Origin of the sequence: Neisseria dentiae (genome assembly GCF_024580525.1) — a bacterium.
Lineage (GTDB): Bacteria > Pseudomonadota > Gammaproteobacteria > Burkholderiales > Neisseriaceae > Neisseria > Neisseria dentiae_A.
Genome location: NZ_JANIKQ010000012.1, coordinates 14,488 through 31,877, shown reverse-complemented (window position 1 = coordinate 31,877; position 17,390 = coordinate 14,488). Strand labels below are relative to the sequence as shown.

The following is a 17,390-nucleotide window of genomic DNA, read 5'->3' as shown; positions in this document are numbered from 1 at the left end:
CGTTACAGACGGCCGCTCATGGCATAAAACTTTTCCACGGGATCGAAATACAGTTCGGTCATGCGTGTTTTTTCAAAATAACAAATCACATCGATAGTGGCACGAACAGTATTCAATATATAGGAGTGATCCATATTTTGGCCTGCCGGAGATTCCATTGCCAATTGTGCAATACGATAGTGAACGGAGCGGGCATCGTTGGCATGAACAGATGTTAGGCCGCCGGGGTGTCCTGTATTAAGCGCGGATAAGTAGTCCCATGCTTCATCACCGCGAAGCTCGGTCAGAAATATACGGTCGGGCTTCAAACGCATACAGGCGGCCACAATCATTTTGGCCGAGATATGTTCTTTATAAAAAAGGTGTGCATGGTTGGGATGATTGGGGAGACTTAATTCGTGCGTATCTTCAATAGTAATCAACCGTTCATTGGTCGGAATAAGGTCGGCAAGAGCTTTGGTAAATGTAGTTTTACCGGAACCCGTGCCGCCCACCATGCAGATATTCAGTTTTTTATCAATGGCTGTTTGAAAAAATTCGGTCAGGTTGCCGTTGGCCTTATACTCGAGCATTTGGTATTGCCAGTCGGCCAGTTTTACATCATAGGGCAGCTTCATTTTGTCGCAGACATCACGCACATAACGGCTGTCTATTTCAATTTCCGAAGCCGAACGACAATCAGGTACGCCATGCGCGGATACGTCGTTAAACGCATTCAGACGGCCGGTATTGATGTAGTCGTCCAGACCGAAACGGCTGCTTGACGGTTTGCGAAATGCAAACACCATTGTTCCGTCTTCACACGAAGGCGGCATCATGATGTGTCCACGTTCACCGTCGGGAAGTGTAACGGAATGGATGGGCTGCTTATAATTCAAATCTTTTCCGTTAAACACGCAAAGCACATTGCCTAATTGCTTGAGATTATCCAAAGTCAGAATATCGCTTTCATAGCGGGTAAAACCGCTGCTGTTTTCAGTAAACATTTCTCCGCTACGGTTAATCAGCACTTCGGTAATACCCGGTTGGTTCAGTTTTTCTGTGATGCCCAGTTTATCTAAGAGATTGCGGGCGGTAATATCATTGCTAAAATCACTCATATTGTCCTACCAAAATAAAAACCGCCCCATATCGGGGCGGTTATCGGGTTAGTCGGTATTGACCAGTTCGTAAACACCGCTGAAATCCACATCGCGAACGATATAAACCATAATGCGTTCGCCTTGATTCACATACCCTGTCGGCGGGATATTGATTGTGTTTTTCAAAACTTCGGTGGCAATATCCTGAGCCGATTCCGTAGTAGAATCAAAAGAAACGTTGGAAGAACCTTGGCTGCGGCGACCGTAAGCATTAATGGTGTCATCAATCATACTGATCATCACAGCACCGCCGATGCGCTTCCAAAAGTGATTGTTTACACGGGCGGGATGGCCGGAGCCGCCCAATGGGTCCGCGCCGAGACTGTCAATCTTGACCGATACGCCGTTGGGCGTTTCAATGGTAGTCCATGCGGCAAATACCCGAGCTTGCCCTTGTGTTAAGGCCGACTGTTGTTCACCGTGAATAATCGTTCCTTTTTCTACCAACAATACTTTACCGTTGGCCGAATACACATCTTCCAACACCTGACACTTGGTAACGCCAGGATACGTTGTTACGATACGGGTAAGTAAACCGCACGGAATACCGGTACCGCGCCCAAGCAAAAAGTCCAAACTGCCGCGCAGACGGGCGGTGACCGAGGCAAATACGGTCGGATTTAAACGCACAGCCAATCCCTGCTGTTTACTGCCGGAAGATTTCTCCCCTTCCTCACCGCTGCCCGGCAATGAAGAAGTGTCAGACGAAACTGCATCTCCTGCGCCGTTGCCAGTATTGCCTATAACACCTTCAGCCACGCTTTCCGAATCATCGAAGGTTAGCGGGCTCGTCAGACGCAAATCAGGAGGGGGTTCCGACGCAGCCAAGGTCGTTATTGCAGAAGCGGTTTCAACCCCGGATGCGGCTTCCTGCTTCACTTCGGATGCTGCCACAGTTTCAACCACAGGTGCAGATGCAGAAGCAAGAGTTTCCTTCTGCCTTTTCGTAAAATCAAGGCCGCCACCGCTGCCGGTGGTTTCCATCTGTTGTTGCTCGACTTTGGGCTTTTTACTAAACCAGCCGGAACCGTAACGCGCTACACCGGCTGAAATCAACCCCACAGCAAACAGGCCGAGAACCAGCATCGCCACTTTTGTCATTGTGGATACTTTGCGTACACTCAAATCCTGTGGAATGCCGCGTTCCGCTTCGGGCGCGCCGACACGCTCTTTTAAATCACCTTGGAAACGGAAATCACCGTCCTGTGGTGAAGATAGGGAATGGTTTTCAGACGGCTCGATTGAATTAAGTGTGTTGTCGTCAGCATTTCTTACTTGTTTCGGATCCAAATTCATTTACTTGCCCTCTTTTTTCATACGCACGGAACCTTGGACAGTTGTGCCGCGGTAATTGAAATTGCCTTTACTGTCAAAGCTGCGGTTTTCCACACCCAATACTTTTTTACCCAAACGAAGATGGTAACGTGCGGATGTTCCGTGTATCACCAACGTGTCTTTTTCCACATGGCTGTTTACGGTTGATTCCGTGCCGTCGACAGACACTTTGAACACCGTCGGCATTTCGCGTGCAGTATCAAATTTCAGATAAGTAAAACGGCCGTTATCCCACATCATCGAAGGGGCGAGTGATCTCGAACCAAAGCCCCAATAATCCATATTACGGAAACCGTGGCTCTTGTCGGGGTGGAGGTCATTCAGGGTGCGTGCCTCTATACGTTTACGGGCAGCCGCTTGCTGTTGTTTGTTGATTTCGTCGGGATAACGGAAGCGCAAAATATAGGTAGGAGGATGGTTTTTACCAGCCATCCGTAAATCAAATGCGTAAGTGCGTTTATTCGTAGAAATCAGCAGGTTGGTTTCAGGAGAAAGCGTTTGGGGTTTGAATAAAATATTGTTCCCCGACACAGTCAATTTCCATGCTCCCGTGTTGCCGGCAACAATTGCCTTGCTCTCCCCTGTCAGACGTTCGTCTGCGGCCAGCTGCACCATAACGGCACGGCCTACTTTAGAACGGATCACTACCACGTTGTCGGGGTTGTAATTCACATACTGGATACGCTTGTCGTACACCGTTCCTTTCGGCACCACCGCAGCCTGAACTGACAGCGACAAAAAACCGGCAGCAAGGCCGGTAATCAACAGAGTATTTTTCATCATTGTGTATTCTCCACTTCCACCTGATAAGAATCGACAAAAAAACCTAATCGGTTCTTAGCCCGATCATCTTCCTTGATCGGGGGATTGCCATAATGAAATGCAATGCTGGCAATCATATGTTGGGTAACCGGCTGTTCGGTTGATGCGGGATTAACCGGCAGTTTGGTTTTACTGAAACGAACCTGTGCAGTATCGCCGACAAACGAAACCGACTGTATATCCACTTTTACCCGGTATTTATCGCCCAATACCTTGTCAGGGCCGATACCGTCTGAAAAAGGCTTGGAAAACCGAGCCTGCTCTTGCGGAGAACTCATGGCTATGGTGGTGTCGTAGGTCGTCTGTATCATGTACCAGTCGTAGCTTTCCCTACTCTTAACATAAAGCTCCAAGAGAAACTTGTTCATTTCCTTATTGTTGGAAAGGGTTTTATGATCCAATGTTGTAATTACATTGGTTTGGCCGGTTTTGGTATCGACCATAACGATATATGGTTCCACACGAACCAGCGGCTGCATTGCCGCTACGGCAAAAACTGCGGCAACCGTAACCAGCCCTGCGGCAGAGGCTACCGTCCAAGCGATTTTTTCGCGTTTTTTAATGTTTTCAATTTCAGATTTTTCAAATTCTTTGGCCGACTGGATAAACGCAATCGATTCTTTATAAGGGGTTTTGCTTTTTTCCACCGCAGGGGAGCTTGCGGTATTTTGGCGTTTTCTGCGGAACAATTTCATATTTACCGTCCTGTTTGGTAAGTGGGGTTAATCGGGAACGCCTTGCCGCCTGGTTTTTTTGGGGCATGAGAACAAGCTGTCAGCAAGACGGCGGATAGCAGAATAAGGGAGAGGGTTTTCATAGCAGAATCTCCAAAAGAAAAATGCCTCCATAGGGAGGCATTTTTTATTTATTAATAAACAAAGAGAAAGTCAGAATACTTCGTGATGCACTTTGAATTTTTGCAGGTCATACCGAGCACCATCAGGAACAGCCCCTGGGGTATTAAATTCAAATCGCTCTTTTTCTTTCCCGGAGAGATGTATTTCGCCAAATAGTGAACTGGCTTTAAAACCATCTTTATCATAAATCGGAATAGATATGTACAACCTCACCAACTTATCGGTTTTGTTGTAGGCTTCTCCTGTTAAGCGAAGGCCCTTTCCATTCAAAGCCGGCCACGCTGATATTTTCATATTTTTCAGCGCATAAACAGATGTCTGCTTATCAGAAATCGTTTTCCCTTCTGAGGGAGAAGAACCGGATAGGCTACTATTTATGCTGCCAAGCGTACTATTTACCTGAGCCAAACCCTCATTTAGGGAGGCACAACCACTAACAATCGTAGCGGCCGCCAATAATACTGGGAATACAAATGCTTTTTTGCTTTTAGTCATATAACCTCTCAATTTATCAGTAATCCATATCATCTAAAAATATAAAATCATGCCAATGCAGGAATATAGAAACAAGGAAAACAATAAAACATGGGATGCTTCGGAAAAAAAGCTCAATGAAATAATCAGTAATTTGATATTCAGAGAAAGATTTGTCAAAGCCAACTATTTTCCATGTCCCATACACCCACAGAAAACTAAAAAATAATGCTATATAGCGGCGTAACCGCTTATTAAAAAGCACACCGTAAACAAAGAAGCAGAATAAAAATAAACCTGTTGCAATGAAAACTAAAGAATCCGAACCAATATACTTAGAAGTAAATTCACTTGTTGAAAGAAAGTAAGCCAATGTCGGCGGAACGATGAAAACTTCAAATGCCAACAGCCCGGAATTGCGGTCAACAACTTTGGCTTGTAATATTCCTTTTCTAATCTCGTTATGATCCATCTTTAGTCTCCTTACACCTTAGGTATTTTTAATATTTCCCCCGCTGCGATATTTTACCCACCGGTTTTTAGCGGTTTCTCCAACTTTTCCGGCTCCATACGACGCTTTGGAAACTCCTTTTCTAGCCATATTGTAAATGGTACGCATAGAGCCTTGGATAGCACTGCCACCGGTAAGGGCAGAAGCTATTTGCGGGGTGTTCCAGCATACAACGATAAAAAGTATAGTTATAAGCAATAGCAAAATAGCTAACGAAGAAGCGGCGGCGATATTATCGGCTCCCATGATATCCACATAATCTTTAATAAAAGTAAGCATCATGGAGCCGAGAACCGAAAACAGTACAATGGTAAACACATAATTTAAACATTGTCCTACCCAGTTCATGCTGTATTGGCGCGTGGCGGGAAACAGCCCGAAACCGATGAATAGTGGGCCGATCATCAAAACCATGGCCAAAGAAATTTTTGAAAGTATATAAAAAGCAAACCCGACAGTAAGCAAAATACCCATAAAAATTTCAATGCTGTAAATCACGATACTGTAATCTATACGGGTTCCTACATCCAAAATATTCAACCGGCTTCGTTGTAAAGCAAGTTCGTCTGTAACTGTGTTTACATCATCGACAATCTTATCCAAGGCCCCACCGGAATATTCCATGCTTCCAAAGGCTTTTGCCAAATCATCAGGTAGGACATAAATAATGTTGGCAAGTTCAGAATAGTGTGAGGCATTAAAAGCTAAGGTAATTAAAAAAGCCCACGTTATCATGCGTTTGATAAAATCAACAAACATTTCATCAATACCGCCGCCGCTCCAATATGAAACCATAATCATCAGCAGATAGATGCCGAACAATATTGAAAAAATGGGAGCGATATTAGAAATCAGATTACCGGCCGACTCAAACAAACTGGTTCCCATGTTAACAGTTACAAACTGTGTCATATCAACAAAAAATGTTGACTTTTCAGATACGTCTGACATATTAGTTTCCTGTAAAGAAACCCGTTGTTTGGAAAACAACGGGCTAAACCTAAAGTTCGCAAGGGTTAAATGGAACCGCATTCTTTTTGAGCAGCCTTACCTTTCGCTTTAATTTGGCAAGCAATAATGTTTTGCTGCTGGGCCGTTTGAATTTTTTCTTGCTGTTCTGCCATTTTCATACCCATATCCAACATAACTTGGTTATTTGCAATGCGTGCTTGCTCAACAGCGATACGGTTTTGTAAGTCAGCGGCAGCCTTCGCGTCTTGAGTTTGATTGGCTTTTTGGGCTAACTGATTGATTACTTTTACACGCGCATCAGTGTCCATAATCGCTTTTGCGGCCTGCTTATAGCTGTTAATCAAGGCTTCAGCGGCATTGTTTTGGCTATATTGGTCTTTACCAGTAAGTGTTGCAGTATCGAGATTTTTAATATCGTTATAAATGCCTTTCCACTCATCAGGTATTTGATCCAGCGCGGCATTCTTAGCAAAATCACCAAGATTGCGCGTCCCCGTTAATGCTTTTACCTGATTTTTAAGCTCTTGAAGCTGTTTAATTTGGTTCTGAATCTGTTGAGCAAGTTGAATACCCTGTTGAATTGCCTGAGCAATTGCTGCACCATCAACCACGGGGATACCACTAGCTGACACGGGGGCAACAGAACCTGTCATCATGCCGATGGAAACCAAAACGGCTATGCCCATTTTTTTTAAATTTGTCGATTTCATTTGAATCATTTCCTTATAAATAGAAAAAGCCGCAAATGCGGCAGGGAGAGAAGCTAAAAGGCCGTCTGAAAAACTTTCAGACGGCCTTTTTTCTGTACTCAAACAGTCTCAGACTGTTGCTCTTGCTCTATTTTTGCTGTTTTATTCTCCTTTCTCATTTCATGGAAAACAGGCAACCAATCATCGGGGTTTTCGCTACCACAATACTCCATTGCTTGGTGCATGATATGTACGTTAGCTGCATTACCCGAGAGGACTGCGATTTCGTCTTTCATGCCTGTCAGATTGAGCGTCGCTATAGAACTACCCATGTTTTGCTTGATTAAGAACTTGCGGCTTTTCTCGCCGAGTTTCCTCATCTCCAAAAATTCTTTTTCTGTCAGACCGAGACGTTGGTAATTGCCTTCGTATTCAGCAGCAGGGTTAGGTAGCAGCACTTTGGTTACAGTCTGTTCTACGACGGTGTCAAAAATCGGCGAATTGATGGCGTCTTTCGGTGACTGGGTAACCAGCAGTAAAAAACCGCCAAGTTTTCGGTCGGTTTTCAATCCGTCAACGATAAATTCTTGTGTAACCGGATATTTTGCCGGCAGCCAAAATTCTTCCAACACAGTTGCCAATACCCCACGGCTTTTGGCTACACGTTCCAGCATGATGTTTTTCATGTAGAACATACAAGCCAGTATCGGTTCGGTGGGGCGGTAATCAGCCTTGAGAATGTCGGTCAGGTCAAAACCTACACGATAGAATTCATCGGGATTGAACAGGTTTTCGGGGTTATCCAGGCACCATGCGAAACGCCCTTTTCCGCACCATACTTCAAGGCGGGTAAATAGACTGTTATCTTCGGTGCTGGGTGGGATGGAGTGCAGCAATGCGCCCATACGGCGGTGTTTGAAATCCAAATTCATCACGGTATCCACCGCCATCTTGATCTTTTTCTGTTCTTCTGCGGTATTATCCTTGCTCTGTTGTCGGACACACGAACCGACCAAGTCATACAGGAAATCCCTTAATTTGGGAGAATCTGGCCATTGGAACGGGTTCAGACCGGTGGGAACACCCGCATCAATCGGGAAATAGGTGCCGCCGATTGCGCGAATAAAAATCTCCATGCCCTTGTCTTTGTCCATCGCAAAGATAAAAGGCTTGAAGCGTTCGGCAAAACTTAACATAGCTGTTTGAGCGGTAGTTTTACCTGCTCCGGTTTTCCCCATCAGTAACGCATGCCCGGCAGGATATTCCTCTGCGGGAACAAGTTCGTTGGGATCTGTGTAGTGGAAATTGAAGTCGTAAATGGTGCTGCCCTCGGTTTTCAAAGGCATAACGGCCGAACCGTCTCCCAGCGGGTTGCCCCGGCTTTTTCCGTGTTCGTAGTTAAACATCGGGAAAGAAGCGGCTAAATTGGTGGTGGCCTTGGGAAATGGGCGTGGTTTGATTTTGGCACCGGGAAACTGGCTGAAAAAGGTAAATTCCGCCGATAACGACGCACGGATAAAACGAAAGCCGCCGGAACTCAAGAATCGGGCGGCTACAGTTTGTCCGTTAGTGTACGCTTTTCTTGGAGTATCCCCAAAAACCACCAACGCGCCATGATAATCACCAAACATCAAATCACCGGTAGCCAAATGGCCTTTAGCCTCCATCAATTCTTTGTGCTGCCCAATGGCCATATCACCCACTGATTCCAACTTGTTAAGTTGATCGTCGATTTTTTTCATCATTGAGCCGGAACGTATATAGGCAAAACTTTGGGTAAAAATAAATTCACAGGGCAACGAAAGTGTACTGACCATTACCTTGACCTTACTTTGACCAAACTCTTTCAGATCGTATAGTGTGGCATAGCGTGTTTTATCAGAACTACGCATTTCCAAAAGTTCAGAACCGAAGTGCAGGTTGGCTGACGGAATGGTTCGGTAGGCATTTGCCGAACCGATCGGAATCGGTTCGTAAGTGCCGTTGGCCAGCATACCGATAAACTCATAGAACTCTGAAAAAAGAATACCCGATTCGTTATAGTATGCTTTCAATATATACGGATCATAATCTTGCAAATATTCGGTCAGTTTCTCAATGAGTTCTTCAGCTTCTTCTACGGCATCATCAATATCCTCATATTTAAGAATACAGGTAATGTAGTAGATGTTTTCAAAATAATCGCCACTCTGGAGCTTTTCCATATACTTGCGCGCGAAAGTGCGCGTAAACGTAGTATGGAAATCGTATTCACGCTCGAAGTCGATTTTTTTGTGGTGGTGGGTTACCCAAAGCCCCAAGCGGCTACTTTTGTCTTTACCGATAGAAGCAAGGGTTTTGTTCAGATTCAGGTATTGAACAACCATACTGGTATCATCCACACCCTCAAAACGTGTTCCCTCTAAGCGGAAAGTAAAAGCAACGCGGTTATCTGCAAGTAACACCACACGTTCGCTTATATGCTGTTTATAAGGTGGCAGGCTATCTTCCTGCCCACGTTGTTTTTTCAGTATTTTGCTCAAAAAATCGTTGGTAATCATCATTCTCTCTTCCGTACTTACTGCCTAAAATCGTGTTGGTTTTACCGAACAGCCGATAATTTCGCCGCCGCAATACACTTAAGGTTGATAAGCCGATAATGCGCAATGCCTGGTCATCCTGTTGCGTTTGCGTGTAAATGAAAAGCAAACATGGAATAACAAAGAGCAATGCGAGAAAAGCTTTTCCGTGTATAAAAGGCAGTAAAATCATGGAAATAAAAACAGGAAAAATAAATGACATAAGAGCAGGAACCAGCGGCATTCCTGCAATAGTCGCTGCCCGGGCTAAAGCATTAAACCCCGGGAGCTCGTCATCTATTTCTAGAAATTTTTCATTCATGTTTGACCCTTTCCTACGCCCACACACCCCAAAAATAAACACCAAGAGCAGGGACGCCACCTACAACAGCGACTTTCAAACAGCAAACACCGAAGTCCATCCAATCAATCTTATTCCCCCAAAGTTTGCCACCTTCCCAAAGTAAATAAATAATGGCACATACACCGATAAAAGAATAAGCAGCAGTTTTCCAACTGTTTGCTTCACTTTCCAGTTTTGTGAGACCGCCGGAAGAAGCATAAGCATCGCCGCTGAACAGAAAAATAAATAATGCGAAGGCAAACCCAGCCAACAACAAAATGTATTTTTGGGTTGACACAACAGCTTGAGTTTGGGTTTCAGAAACAGAATTCATAAGTATTTCCTTTAAAAAAATGCCGCCAAATGGCGGACACAAAAAAACCGGCACTAGGCCGGAACACAGTTACCCGAGGGTAAAATTAAAACTCTTGAAACACATCCCACGCTGCATATTGTTTCGGCGGTGGGGAATCGGCTACCGCCCGGGCCGAAGCTATGCGGACGGCCTTAACAGCGGTTTTCTGCGGATGGTAAGCCGCTTTCATGGACACTCCACGGTTTCCCGCAGCATGGGCGGGGTTGCCACTTAATTGTGCGTAACGGTTACGCACAATCCGGACGTATTTTTGGGTTTCGCGGTAGGGTGGGATGCCCCTATATTTGTCCACCGCGCCCTCGCCGGCGTTGTAGCCGGCCAGTATCAGGTTGAGGTCTCCTTTGTAACGGTTGCTCAAAAAACGCAGGTAGCGCGTACCGGCGATGATGTTGTGTTCGGGGTTGTACAGATATTTGGGATTAACCCCCATCCGCGCAGCCGTAGGCGGGATAACCTGCAACAGGCCGCGGGCATTTTTGTGCGAAAGGGCATAACGGTTACCACCGCTCTCCCGAGCCATAACGGCCCACACAAGGTTCGCATCCAAGCCTTGCGCCGCCGCGTGTTTTTCCACCAAATGCTGATACTGCGGATAAGGTGCAGAGATGCAGACACCTGATGCCAACGCCGCTACAACTGCCAACAGATTTTTAGCTTTCAAGATTTGCTCCTTTAAAAAAAGACCGCCTGAAAAATTCAGACGGCCTCACTGATTTAGGCTGATTAATTTATCAGGGCTAGAACGGAATATCGGATTCGATATCGTCCACAGGGACAACCGGTACGGCGGGAGCCTGCCGTTTTGGCGGAGTTACGACACCACCACTTGCTGCGGCATATTTTTCCGCCGTCATGTGGTGCGATGATTGCTGTTGTGCCGGTGCACCGCCGTATTCCGCAGAGCCGCCGCTGCGCGAACCGAGCATTTTCATTTCGTTGCCGATAATGTCGTAGGCGGTGCGCTCGATACCGTCTTTACCCAGATATTTGCGGCTTTGGATACGGCCATCGATATAAACCGAGCTGCCTTTACGCAGATACTGGCCGGCTACTTCGGCCAAACGGCGGTAAAGGGTAATGTTGTGCCATTCGGTACGTTCCTGACGCTGGCCGGTTTGGCGGTCGTTCCAAGTTTCGCTGGTGGCGATGCTGAAATTGCAGACGGCCTCGCCGTTGGGCATATAGCGCATTTCGGGATCGCGGCCGAGATTGCCGATAAGGATGACTTTGTTCAAGGATGCCATTTGCTGCTCCCAAAAAGAAAAAACGAAAAATTAAACATGCCCAATAGGTACAGGCAGGCTTAAGTTTTCGTTTTTGTGTGTGTCTAATTTGTGACTGAATGTTCTTAAACAAGGCTGTATATAACGGTAAATGCAGACTTCACTCTTGTTTAAAATCAATTAGTTATATTTTATATTGCGGACTGTTAATCCGCAGGTCCCTGGTTCGAGCCCAGGTCGGGGAGCCAGATAAAAAAACCGCCCAAGTTTAAATAAACTGGGCGGTTTTTCCATCTGTTTTTTGCAACAGTATTAATTTTTGCCAATTTTTAAGATGCCCGGGTTAATCTTGATATGGCGTATATATTTTTTCTTGGACTGATTGACTGTATCTGAAATTTCATTCATTTTGTTTTCAGACGGCCTTTTTCTCGGCATGTTTGCAATATCACGTTTACAGGGCTTGCCAAGCGGGCAGGCAAAGAGTATTTTTCATATATAACCATCAACCACCCGAAAGTATCCATCATGGCAAGAGAAGTTCCCGCCGTATTCGGCAGCGTTTTCCATAAAGATATGCCGGTATTGGCTTTTGAAAACGGCGCATGGCAGGGCGTGCGCTGGCAGCCTTCCGATAATCTGCAACTAGCACCTGGCGCGCATTGCCTGCATTACGGCAGCGAATGTTTCGAGGGTTTGAAGGCATTCCGCCAGGAAGACGGCGGCATTGTGTTGTTCCGCCCCGATGCGAATATCGCCCGTATGCAGCAGAGTGCCAAATTGTTGAGCCTGCCCGTTCCGGAAACCGAGGCTTTCCGTGATGCTTTAATCGAGTTGGTGGCGCGTGCCGCAGACGAAATCCCCGATGCGCCTGCTTCGTTGTACCTTCGCCCGACTTTAATCGGCACCGACCCGGTTATCGGCAAGGCTGCGGCCGGTTCGGATAATGCGGTTCTGTATATTTTGGCTTCGCCGGTGGGCGATTATTTCAAAGCCGGTTCGCCGATGAAACTTCTGGTGGAAACGGAACACATGCGCTGCGCCCCGCATATGGGCCGTGTGAAATGCGGCGGCAACTATGCTTCGGCGTTGCCGTGGGTAACCAAAGCACGCGAAGAATACGGTGCGCACCAAGTACTGTTTTGCCCGAACGGCGACGTGCAGGAAACGGCGGCGGCGAATTTTGCTTTGATTAAGGGTGATGAAATCATCACCAAACCGTTAACCAGCGAATTTTTACACGGCGTAACCCGCGATTCAGTGTTGAAAGTGGCGCGCGATATGGGCTACCAAATCAGCGAGCGCAACTTTACCGTAGAAGAGTTACGCGAAGCCGTGGAAAACGGTGCGGAGGCAATTTTAACCGGCACGGCGGCGGTGATTTCTCCGGTTACTTCTTTTGTAATTGGCGGCAAAGAAATCGCCGTTGCCGGCCAAGAGCGCGGCACCGCCATCCGCAAAGCCGTTACCGACATCCAATACGGCCTGGCCGAAGACCGTTACGGTTGGTTGGTTAAAGTGGCATAAGGCTTGTTGGCATAAAGCGGCCGTCTGAAAATACCAAACTTTCAGACGGCCTTTTGGTCTGTGTAACAGGCATCAGGCCGTCTGAAACCATCACCGCAACCCATAATGATTAACCAATGAATAATATTCAAATTCCCTGGGGGCAGATTCTGCTCTACCTGCACACCGCCGCCGCATTGGCCTGCGTGGTGCGGGTGCTTTATAAACAGCGCAACACCGGCACGGCGTTTGCATGGCTGATTATCCTGTTTATGTTTCCGCTTTTCGGCGTGATTGCCTATCTGATGCTGGGCGAACCGCGCCTCGGTTTGGCGCGTGCCAAGCGGGCGGCTGAAATGAACCGCTTCTACGGCGAGTTTGCCGAGCGTTATCTGGCCGATATCGATTTGGACGTTACCAACGAAATCCGCCCGCGTTACCGGGGCATTGCCAAAGTGGCCGCAGATGCCACCGGTTTGGGCGCCACCCGCAACAACGCCATGACGCTGCTTTCCACCACCGACGAAATCGTTGATGCCATGTTGGCCGATATACGCGCGGCCGAACAGTCGTGCCTGTTGGCGTTTTATATCATCGACCCGCAGGGCAGAATCGAAACGCTGCTCAACACGGTAATCGAAGCGGCAGAGCGGGGGGTGGATTGTGCGGTGTTGGCCGATGCGGTGGGCAGCCACGGATTTTTCAACAGCGGCTGGGTAGAAAAACTGCGTGCAGCCGGCATCGAGGTGCACGCCGCGCTGCCGGTGGGGCCGATGCGCACGCTGTTTACCCGCAGCGATTTGCGTAACCACCGCAAGATTTTGATTGTCGATAAAAAAATCGGCTACACCGGCAGCTATAACTTGGTTGATCCGCGCTTTTTCAAACAAAGCTCGGGCGTGGGCGAATGGGTGGACGTGATGATGCGCTGTACCGGCCCGATGGTGTTGGAAATGACGGCCGTGTTTTATGCCGATTTGGCGGTGGAAAATGATGACAATCTGGCCAATGTGCAGCAATATTTGGGCACTTATACCGAAATTATTCCCGCCATGCTGCCCGACAAAATGCGCGCAGGCAACGTTGCCGCCCAAGTGATACCGTCGGCGCCCGACCAGGGCGAGCGGGTAATTTACGAAACCATTATCAGCGCCATTTATTCCGCCACCCGCAAAATCGTCATCACCACTCCGTATTTCGTGCCCGACGATCCGCTGCTGATGGCGCTCACTACCGCCGCCAAGCGCGGGGTGGACGTTACCCTGATATTGCCGGCCAAAGTAGATTCGCTGATGGTGCGCTACGCATCGCGCGCCTATTACCCCATGTTGTTGAAAGCGGGTGTGAAAATCGCCCTGTTTGAAGGCGGGCTGCTGCACGCCAAAACCATGACTATCGACGAAGGCTACACGCTCTTCGGCACGGTGAATATGGATATGCGCAGCTTCTTCCTGAATCTCGAAATCAGCCTGGCGGTTTACGATAAAACCATCACCGGCCAGGTGATTGATTTGCAGCAGCAATATCTGAGCAGCAGCCGTTATGTGAGCATAAAAAGATGGCAGCAGCGAGCCAGATGGTGGGGGCTGGTGGAAAATACCGTGCGCCTGATGAGTCCGTTGTTGTGATGCAAAAATAATATTGAGGCCGTCTGAAAACACGTTGCGTAGTTTCTGCGCAAGCGGGTGTTTTCAGACGGCCTCAAGTTTGATTAACAAGTGCAACACTGATGCTATATAAAGTGTAAATTAACATTTATTTACAAAAATGGCGCCCTGTATAGATAGCATGAAGCCGATTCTGTTGCTGCCGTAGCAGCTTACAAAATCGTTCTCTTCGAGTTAATTATTTTGTTTCGTTATATATTTTTGCACGGCCGGTTTTCAGCAGGGGGCTTGTTGCGAGGCATTCTTATCGGTAAGCAAGATATTGTTTTGCGGCGGCAAACTGTTTTCGATGGGGCTTCAAGCACAAACCGACAAGTGGATTCGTTCTCGGCGTGTGCGGTCGTAAGGGGTGGGCAGAACTTCATCGCAAGCGGCTTGTCAAGACTGGTAGTGTTTTTTGAAATACAGTATATTGTGTTTCTCTTAATGCAGCACTACCGTATCTTGTGTTTTTGCCCAATTTTAGGATAAGTCGATGAACGCACCAACCAACCTGAAAGTAACCAAGCGCGACGGGCGTTTGGAAGAAATAGACCTGTATAAAATCCACCGTGTGATCAACTGGGCGGCGGAAGGGTTGAATAATGTTTCCGTATCGCAGGTGGAGCTGAAATCGCATATCCAGTTTTACAACGGCATCCGCACCGACGACATCCACGAAACCATCATCAAGGCCGCGGCCGACCTGATTTCTCAGGAAACGCCCGATTACCAATACCTGGCCGCCCGCCTGGCGATTTTCCACCTGCGCAAAATCGCCTACGGCCAGTTTGAGCCGCCCCACCTTTACGACCATGTTGCCAAGCTCACCGAAGCGGGCAAATACGACCGCCACCTGCTGGCCGATTACAGCCGCGAAGAGTTCGACGAACTGAATGCCTATATCGACCACGACCGCGATATGGCCTTTTCCTACGGTGCGGTCAAACAGCTCGAAGGCAAATATCTGGTGCAAAACCGCGTTACCCGCCAAATCTACGAAACCCCGCAGTTTCTGTATGTACTGGTGGCGATGTGCCTGTTTGCCAAATATCCGAAAGCCACCCGCCTCGATTATGTGAAACGCTTTTACGATGCCGTTTCCACCTTTAAAATTTCCCTGCCCACGCCGATTATGAGCGGCGTGCGTACGCCCACACGCCAGTTTTCGAGCTGCGTGTTGATCGAGTGCGACGACAGCCTCGATTCCATCAACGCCACCACCAGCGCCATTGTGAAATACGTTTCCCAACGCGCGGGCATTGGCATCAACGCCGGCCGCATCCGCGGTTTGGGCAGCGAAATCCGCGGCGGCGAGGCGCAGCACACCGGCTGCATTCCGTTCTTCAAAATGTTCCAGGCCGCCGTTAAATCCTGCTCGCAAGGCGGCGTGCGCGGCGGTGCGGCCACCTTGTTCTACCCCCTGTGGCACATCGAAGTGGAAAGCCTGTTGGTGCTGAAAAACAACCGCGGCGTGGAAGACAACCGCGTGCGCCATCTTGATTACGGCGTGCAGATTAACCGCCTGCTCTACACACGCCTGATTAAAGGCGGCGACATCGCCCTGTTTTCACCGCACGAAGTACCCGGCCTGTATGACGCCTTTTTCGCCGACCAAGACGAATTCGAGCGCCTTTATACCCAATACGAGCAAGACCCCGCCGTCCGCAAGCGCGTGGTGCCCGCCACCGAGCTGTTTTCGCTGTTGATGCAGGAGCGCGCCGGCACCGGCCGCATCTACATCCAAAACGTCGATCACTGCAACACCCACAGCCCGTTCGATCCGAAAGTGGCACCGGTGCGCCAGTCCAACCTGTGTTTGGAAATCGCGCTGCCGACCAAGCCGTTAAACGACATCAACGACGAAAACGGCGAAATCGCCCTGTGCACCCTGTCGGCCTTCAACCTCGGGGCACTGGAAAGCTTAAACGAACTCGAAGGTTTGGCCGATTTGGCCGTGCGTGCGCTCGATGCCTTGCTCGATTATCAAGACTATCCCGTTAAAGCTGCCTATCACGCCACCATGAACCGCCGTACCCTCGGCATCGGCGTGATCAACTACGCCTACTATCTGGCCAAAAACGGCGTGAAATACAGCGACGATTCCGCCATCGGCTTAACCCACCGCACCTTTGAAGCAATCCAGTATTACCTGCTCAAAGCCTCGGTGCAACTCGCCCAAGAATTCGGCGCCTGCCCGGCGTTTAAAGAAACCACCTACGCGCAAGGCAAGCTGCCCGTCGATACCTATAAAAAAGATTTGGACACCATCTGCCAAGAGCCGCTGCACCTGGATTGGGAGGGCCTGCGCGCCGACATTGTCAAACACGGCCTGCGCAATTCCACCTTAACCGCACTGATGCCGTCTGAAACCAGTTCGCAAATCGCCAACGCCACCAACGGCATCGAACCGCCGCGTGGACTGGTTTCGGTAAAAGCCTCGAAAGACGGCATTTTGAAACAGGTGGTGCCAGAATTTGAGCGACTGAAAAACCAATACGAACTGTTGTGGCAGATGCCTTCCAACGACGGCTATTTGAAACTCGTGGGCGTGATGCAGAAATTCGTCGATCAGGCCATTTCCGCCAATACCAGCTACGACCCGCAACGCTTCGAAGGCGGCCGCGTGCCGATGAAGCAACTTTTGAAAGACCTGCTTACCGCCTATAAATTCGGCTTGAAAACCCTGTATTACCACAACACCCGCGACGGTGCCGACGATACGCAGACCGATATCCAAGACGACGGCTGTGTAGGCGGGGCGTGTAAGATTTAAAACGTTTAAGATTTGAAAAATAACAATATTTTCAGACGACTTGTTGTTGAAAGGTCGTCTGAAAACGCTATGAATAAAAATACCATAACCCTTATAGGCTGGACTTTAGCTCGGCGATGTAGGGTTTCGCATTTTTGAAAAATAGATTGCTAAAAGGTTT

16 protein-coding genes are annotated in these 17,390 nt (G+C 48.2%); 3 read left to right on the top strand and 13 right to left on the bottom strand.

The window, feature by feature from the left end; translation table 11 throughout:
- Positions 1 to 2: 2 nt before the first annotated feature.
- From NQ012_RS08245 to ssb, 13 genes are all read right to left on the bottom strand, one after another.
- Positions 3 to 1,100, bottom strand: a complete 1,098-nt coding sequence (locus NQ012_RS08245) for an ATPase, T2SS/T4P/T4SS family (RefSeq protein WP_257067123.1) — start codon at positions 1,098 to 1,100, stop codon at positions 3 to 5.
- A gap of 48 nt (positions 1,101 to 1,148) precedes the next feature.
- A complete protein-coding gene (gene virB10 / locus NQ012_RS08240; RefSeq protein WP_257067122.1) occupies positions 1,149 to 2,438 on the bottom strand; it encodes a type IV secretion system protein VirB10 in 1,290 nt (429 codons plus the stop codon).
- Positions 2,439 to 3,260 carry a TrbG/VirB9 family P-type conjugative transfer protein gene (locus tag NQ012_RS08235; protein WP_257067121.1) on the bottom strand — a complete coding sequence of 274 codons (822 nt, stop codon included), beginning with the start codon at positions 3,258 to 3,260 and terminating at the stop codon, positions 2,439 to 2,441. It lies immediately after the preceding gene.
- Positions 3,257 to 3,946: a virB8 family protein gene (locus NQ012_RS08230; RefSeq protein WP_257067120.1), complete on the bottom strand. Its 690-nt coding sequence runs from the start codon at positions 3,944 to 3,946 to the stop codon at positions 3,257 to 3,259. Before NQ012_RS08230 ends, NQ012_RS08235 begins: the two co-directional genes overlap by 4 nt.
- Positions 3,947 to 4,186: 240 nt before the next feature.
- A complete protein-coding gene (locus NQ012_RS08225) occupies positions 4,187 to 4,651 on the bottom strand; it encodes a hypothetical protein (protein WP_257067119.1) in 465 nt (154 codons plus the stop codon).
- A gap of 16 nt (positions 4,652 to 4,667) precedes the next feature.
- Complete coding sequence (locus NQ012_RS08220; protein WP_257067118.1) at positions 4,668 to 5,102, bottom strand: hypothetical protein; 435 nt, start codon at positions 5,100 to 5,102, stop codon at positions 4,668 to 4,670.
- Positions 5,103 to 5,120: 18 nt separating this feature from the next.
- The gene (locus NQ012_RS08215) at positions 5,121 to 6,092 is read right to left on the bottom strand and encodes a type IV secretion system protein (RefSeq protein ID WP_257067117.1); all 972 of its coding nucleotides are present in this window, start codon (positions 6,090 to 6,092) and stop codon (positions 5,121 to 5,123) included.
- A gap of 65 nt (positions 6,093 to 6,157) precedes the next feature.
- On the bottom strand, positions 6,158 to 6,925 hold the full coding sequence (locus NQ012_RS08210) for a type IV secretion system protein (protein WP_257067116.1): 768 nt from the start codon (positions 6,923 to 6,925) through the stop codon (positions 6,158 to 6,160).
- On the bottom strand, positions 6,922 to 9,345 hold the full coding sequence (locus NQ012_RS08205; RefSeq protein ID WP_257067115.1) for a VirB4 family type IV secretion/conjugal transfer ATPase: 2,424 nt from the start codon (positions 9,343 to 9,345) through the stop codon (positions 6,922 to 6,924). Before NQ012_RS08205 ends, NQ012_RS08210 begins: the two co-directional genes overlap by 4 nt.
- On the bottom strand, positions 9,284 to 9,682 hold the full coding sequence (locus NQ012_RS08200) for a VirB3 family type IV secretion system protein (RefSeq protein ID WP_257067113.1): 399 nt from the start codon (positions 9,680 to 9,682) through the stop codon (positions 9,284 to 9,286). Before NQ012_RS08200 ends, NQ012_RS08205 begins: the two co-directional genes overlap by 62 nt.
- Positions 9,683 to 9,695: 13 nt before the next feature.
- Positions 9,696 to 10,037 (bottom strand): TrbC/VirB2 family protein, encoded by a 342-nt coding sequence (locus NQ012_RS08195; RefSeq protein WP_257067112.1) that lies wholly within the window; start codon positions 10,035 to 10,037, stop codon positions 9,696 to 9,698.
- Between the two features lie 85 nt (positions 10,038 to 10,122).
- Positions 10,123 to 10,740 (bottom strand): lytic transglycosylase domain-containing protein, encoded by a 618-nt coding sequence (locus NQ012_RS08190; RefSeq protein ID WP_257067111.1) that lies wholly within the window; start codon positions 10,738 to 10,740, stop codon positions 10,123 to 10,125.
- A gap of 76 nt (positions 10,741 to 10,816) precedes the next feature.
- Positions 10,817 to 11,323 (bottom strand): single-stranded DNA-binding protein, encoded by a 507-nt coding sequence (gene ssb, locus NQ012_RS08185; RefSeq protein WP_257067110.1) that lies wholly within the window; start codon positions 11,321 to 11,323, stop codon positions 10,817 to 10,819.
- Positions 11,324 to 11,830: 507 nt separating this feature from the next.
- Here ssb and ilvE point away from each other — a divergent pair.
- From ilvE to nrdA, 3 genes are all read left to right on the top strand, one after another.
- Positions 11,831 to 12,829, top strand: a complete 999-nt coding sequence (gene ilvE / locus NQ012_RS08180; protein ID WP_257067109.1) for a branched-chain-amino-acid transaminase — start codon at positions 11,831 to 11,833, stop codon at positions 12,827 to 12,829.
- A gap of 116 nt (positions 12,830 to 12,945) precedes the next feature.
- Positions 12,946 to 14,436 carry a cardiolipin synthase gene (gene cls, locus NQ012_RS08175; RefSeq protein WP_257067108.1) on the top strand — a complete coding sequence of 497 codons (1,491 nt, stop codon included), beginning with the start codon at positions 12,946 to 12,948 and terminating at the stop codon, positions 14,434 to 14,436.
- A gap of 514 nt (positions 14,437 to 14,950) precedes the next feature.
- On the top strand, positions 14,951 to 17,230 hold the full coding sequence (gene nrdA / locus NQ012_RS08170) for a class 1a ribonucleoside-diphosphate reductase subunit alpha (protein ID WP_257067107.1): 2,280 nt from the start codon (positions 14,951 to 14,953) through the stop codon (positions 17,228 to 17,230).
- Positions 17,231 to 17,390: the final 160 nt, after the last annotated feature.

Coding starts and splice junctions, on each gene's coding strand:
- NQ012_RS08195 (WP_257067112.1), bottom strand. CDS start 10,037: ATGAATTCTGTTTCTGAAACCCAAACTCAAGCTGTTGTGTCAACCCAA.
- cls (WP_257067108.1), top strand. CDS start 12,946: ATGAATAATATTCAAATTCCCTGGGGGCAGATTCTGCTCTACCTGCAC.
- NQ012_RS08235 (WP_257067121.1), bottom strand. CDS start 3,260: ATGATGAAAAATACTCTGTTGATTACCGGCCTTGCTGCCGGTTTTTTG.
- ilvE (WP_257067109.1), top strand. CDS start 11,831: ATGGCAAGAGAAGTTCCCGCCGTATTCGGCAGCGTTTTCCATAAAGAT.
- NQ012_RS08220 (WP_257067118.1), bottom strand. CDS start 5,102: ATGGATCATAACGAGATTAGAAAAGGAATATTACAAGCCAAAGTTGTT.
- NQ012_RS08205 (WP_257067115.1), bottom strand. CDS start 9,345: ATGATGATTACCAACGATTTTTTGAGCAAAATACTGAAAAAACAACGT.
- nrdA (WP_257067107.1), top strand. CDS start 14,951: ATGAACGCACCAACCAACCTGAAAGTAACCAAGCGCGACGGGCGTTTG.
- virB10 (WP_257067122.1), bottom strand. CDS start 2,438: ATGAATTTGGATCCGAAACAAGTAAGAAATGCTGACGACAACACACTT.
- ssb (WP_257067110.1), bottom strand. CDS start 11,323: ATGGCATCCTTGAACAAAGTCATCCTTATCGGCAATCTCGGCCGCGAT.
- NQ012_RS08200 (WP_257067113.1), bottom strand. CDS start 9,682: ATGAATGAAAAATTTCTAGAAATAGATGACGAGCTCCCGGGGTTTAAT.
- NQ012_RS08225 (WP_257067119.1), bottom strand. CDS start 4,651: ATGACTAAAAGCAAAAAAGCATTTGTATTCCCAGTATTATTGGCGGCC.
- NQ012_RS08215 (WP_257067117.1), bottom strand. CDS start 6,092: ATGTCAGACGTATCTGAAAAGTCAACATTTTTTGTTGATATGACACAG.
- NQ012_RS08245 (WP_257067123.1), bottom strand. CDS start 1,100: ATGAGTGATTTTAGCAATGATATTACCGCCCGCAATCTCTTAGATAAA.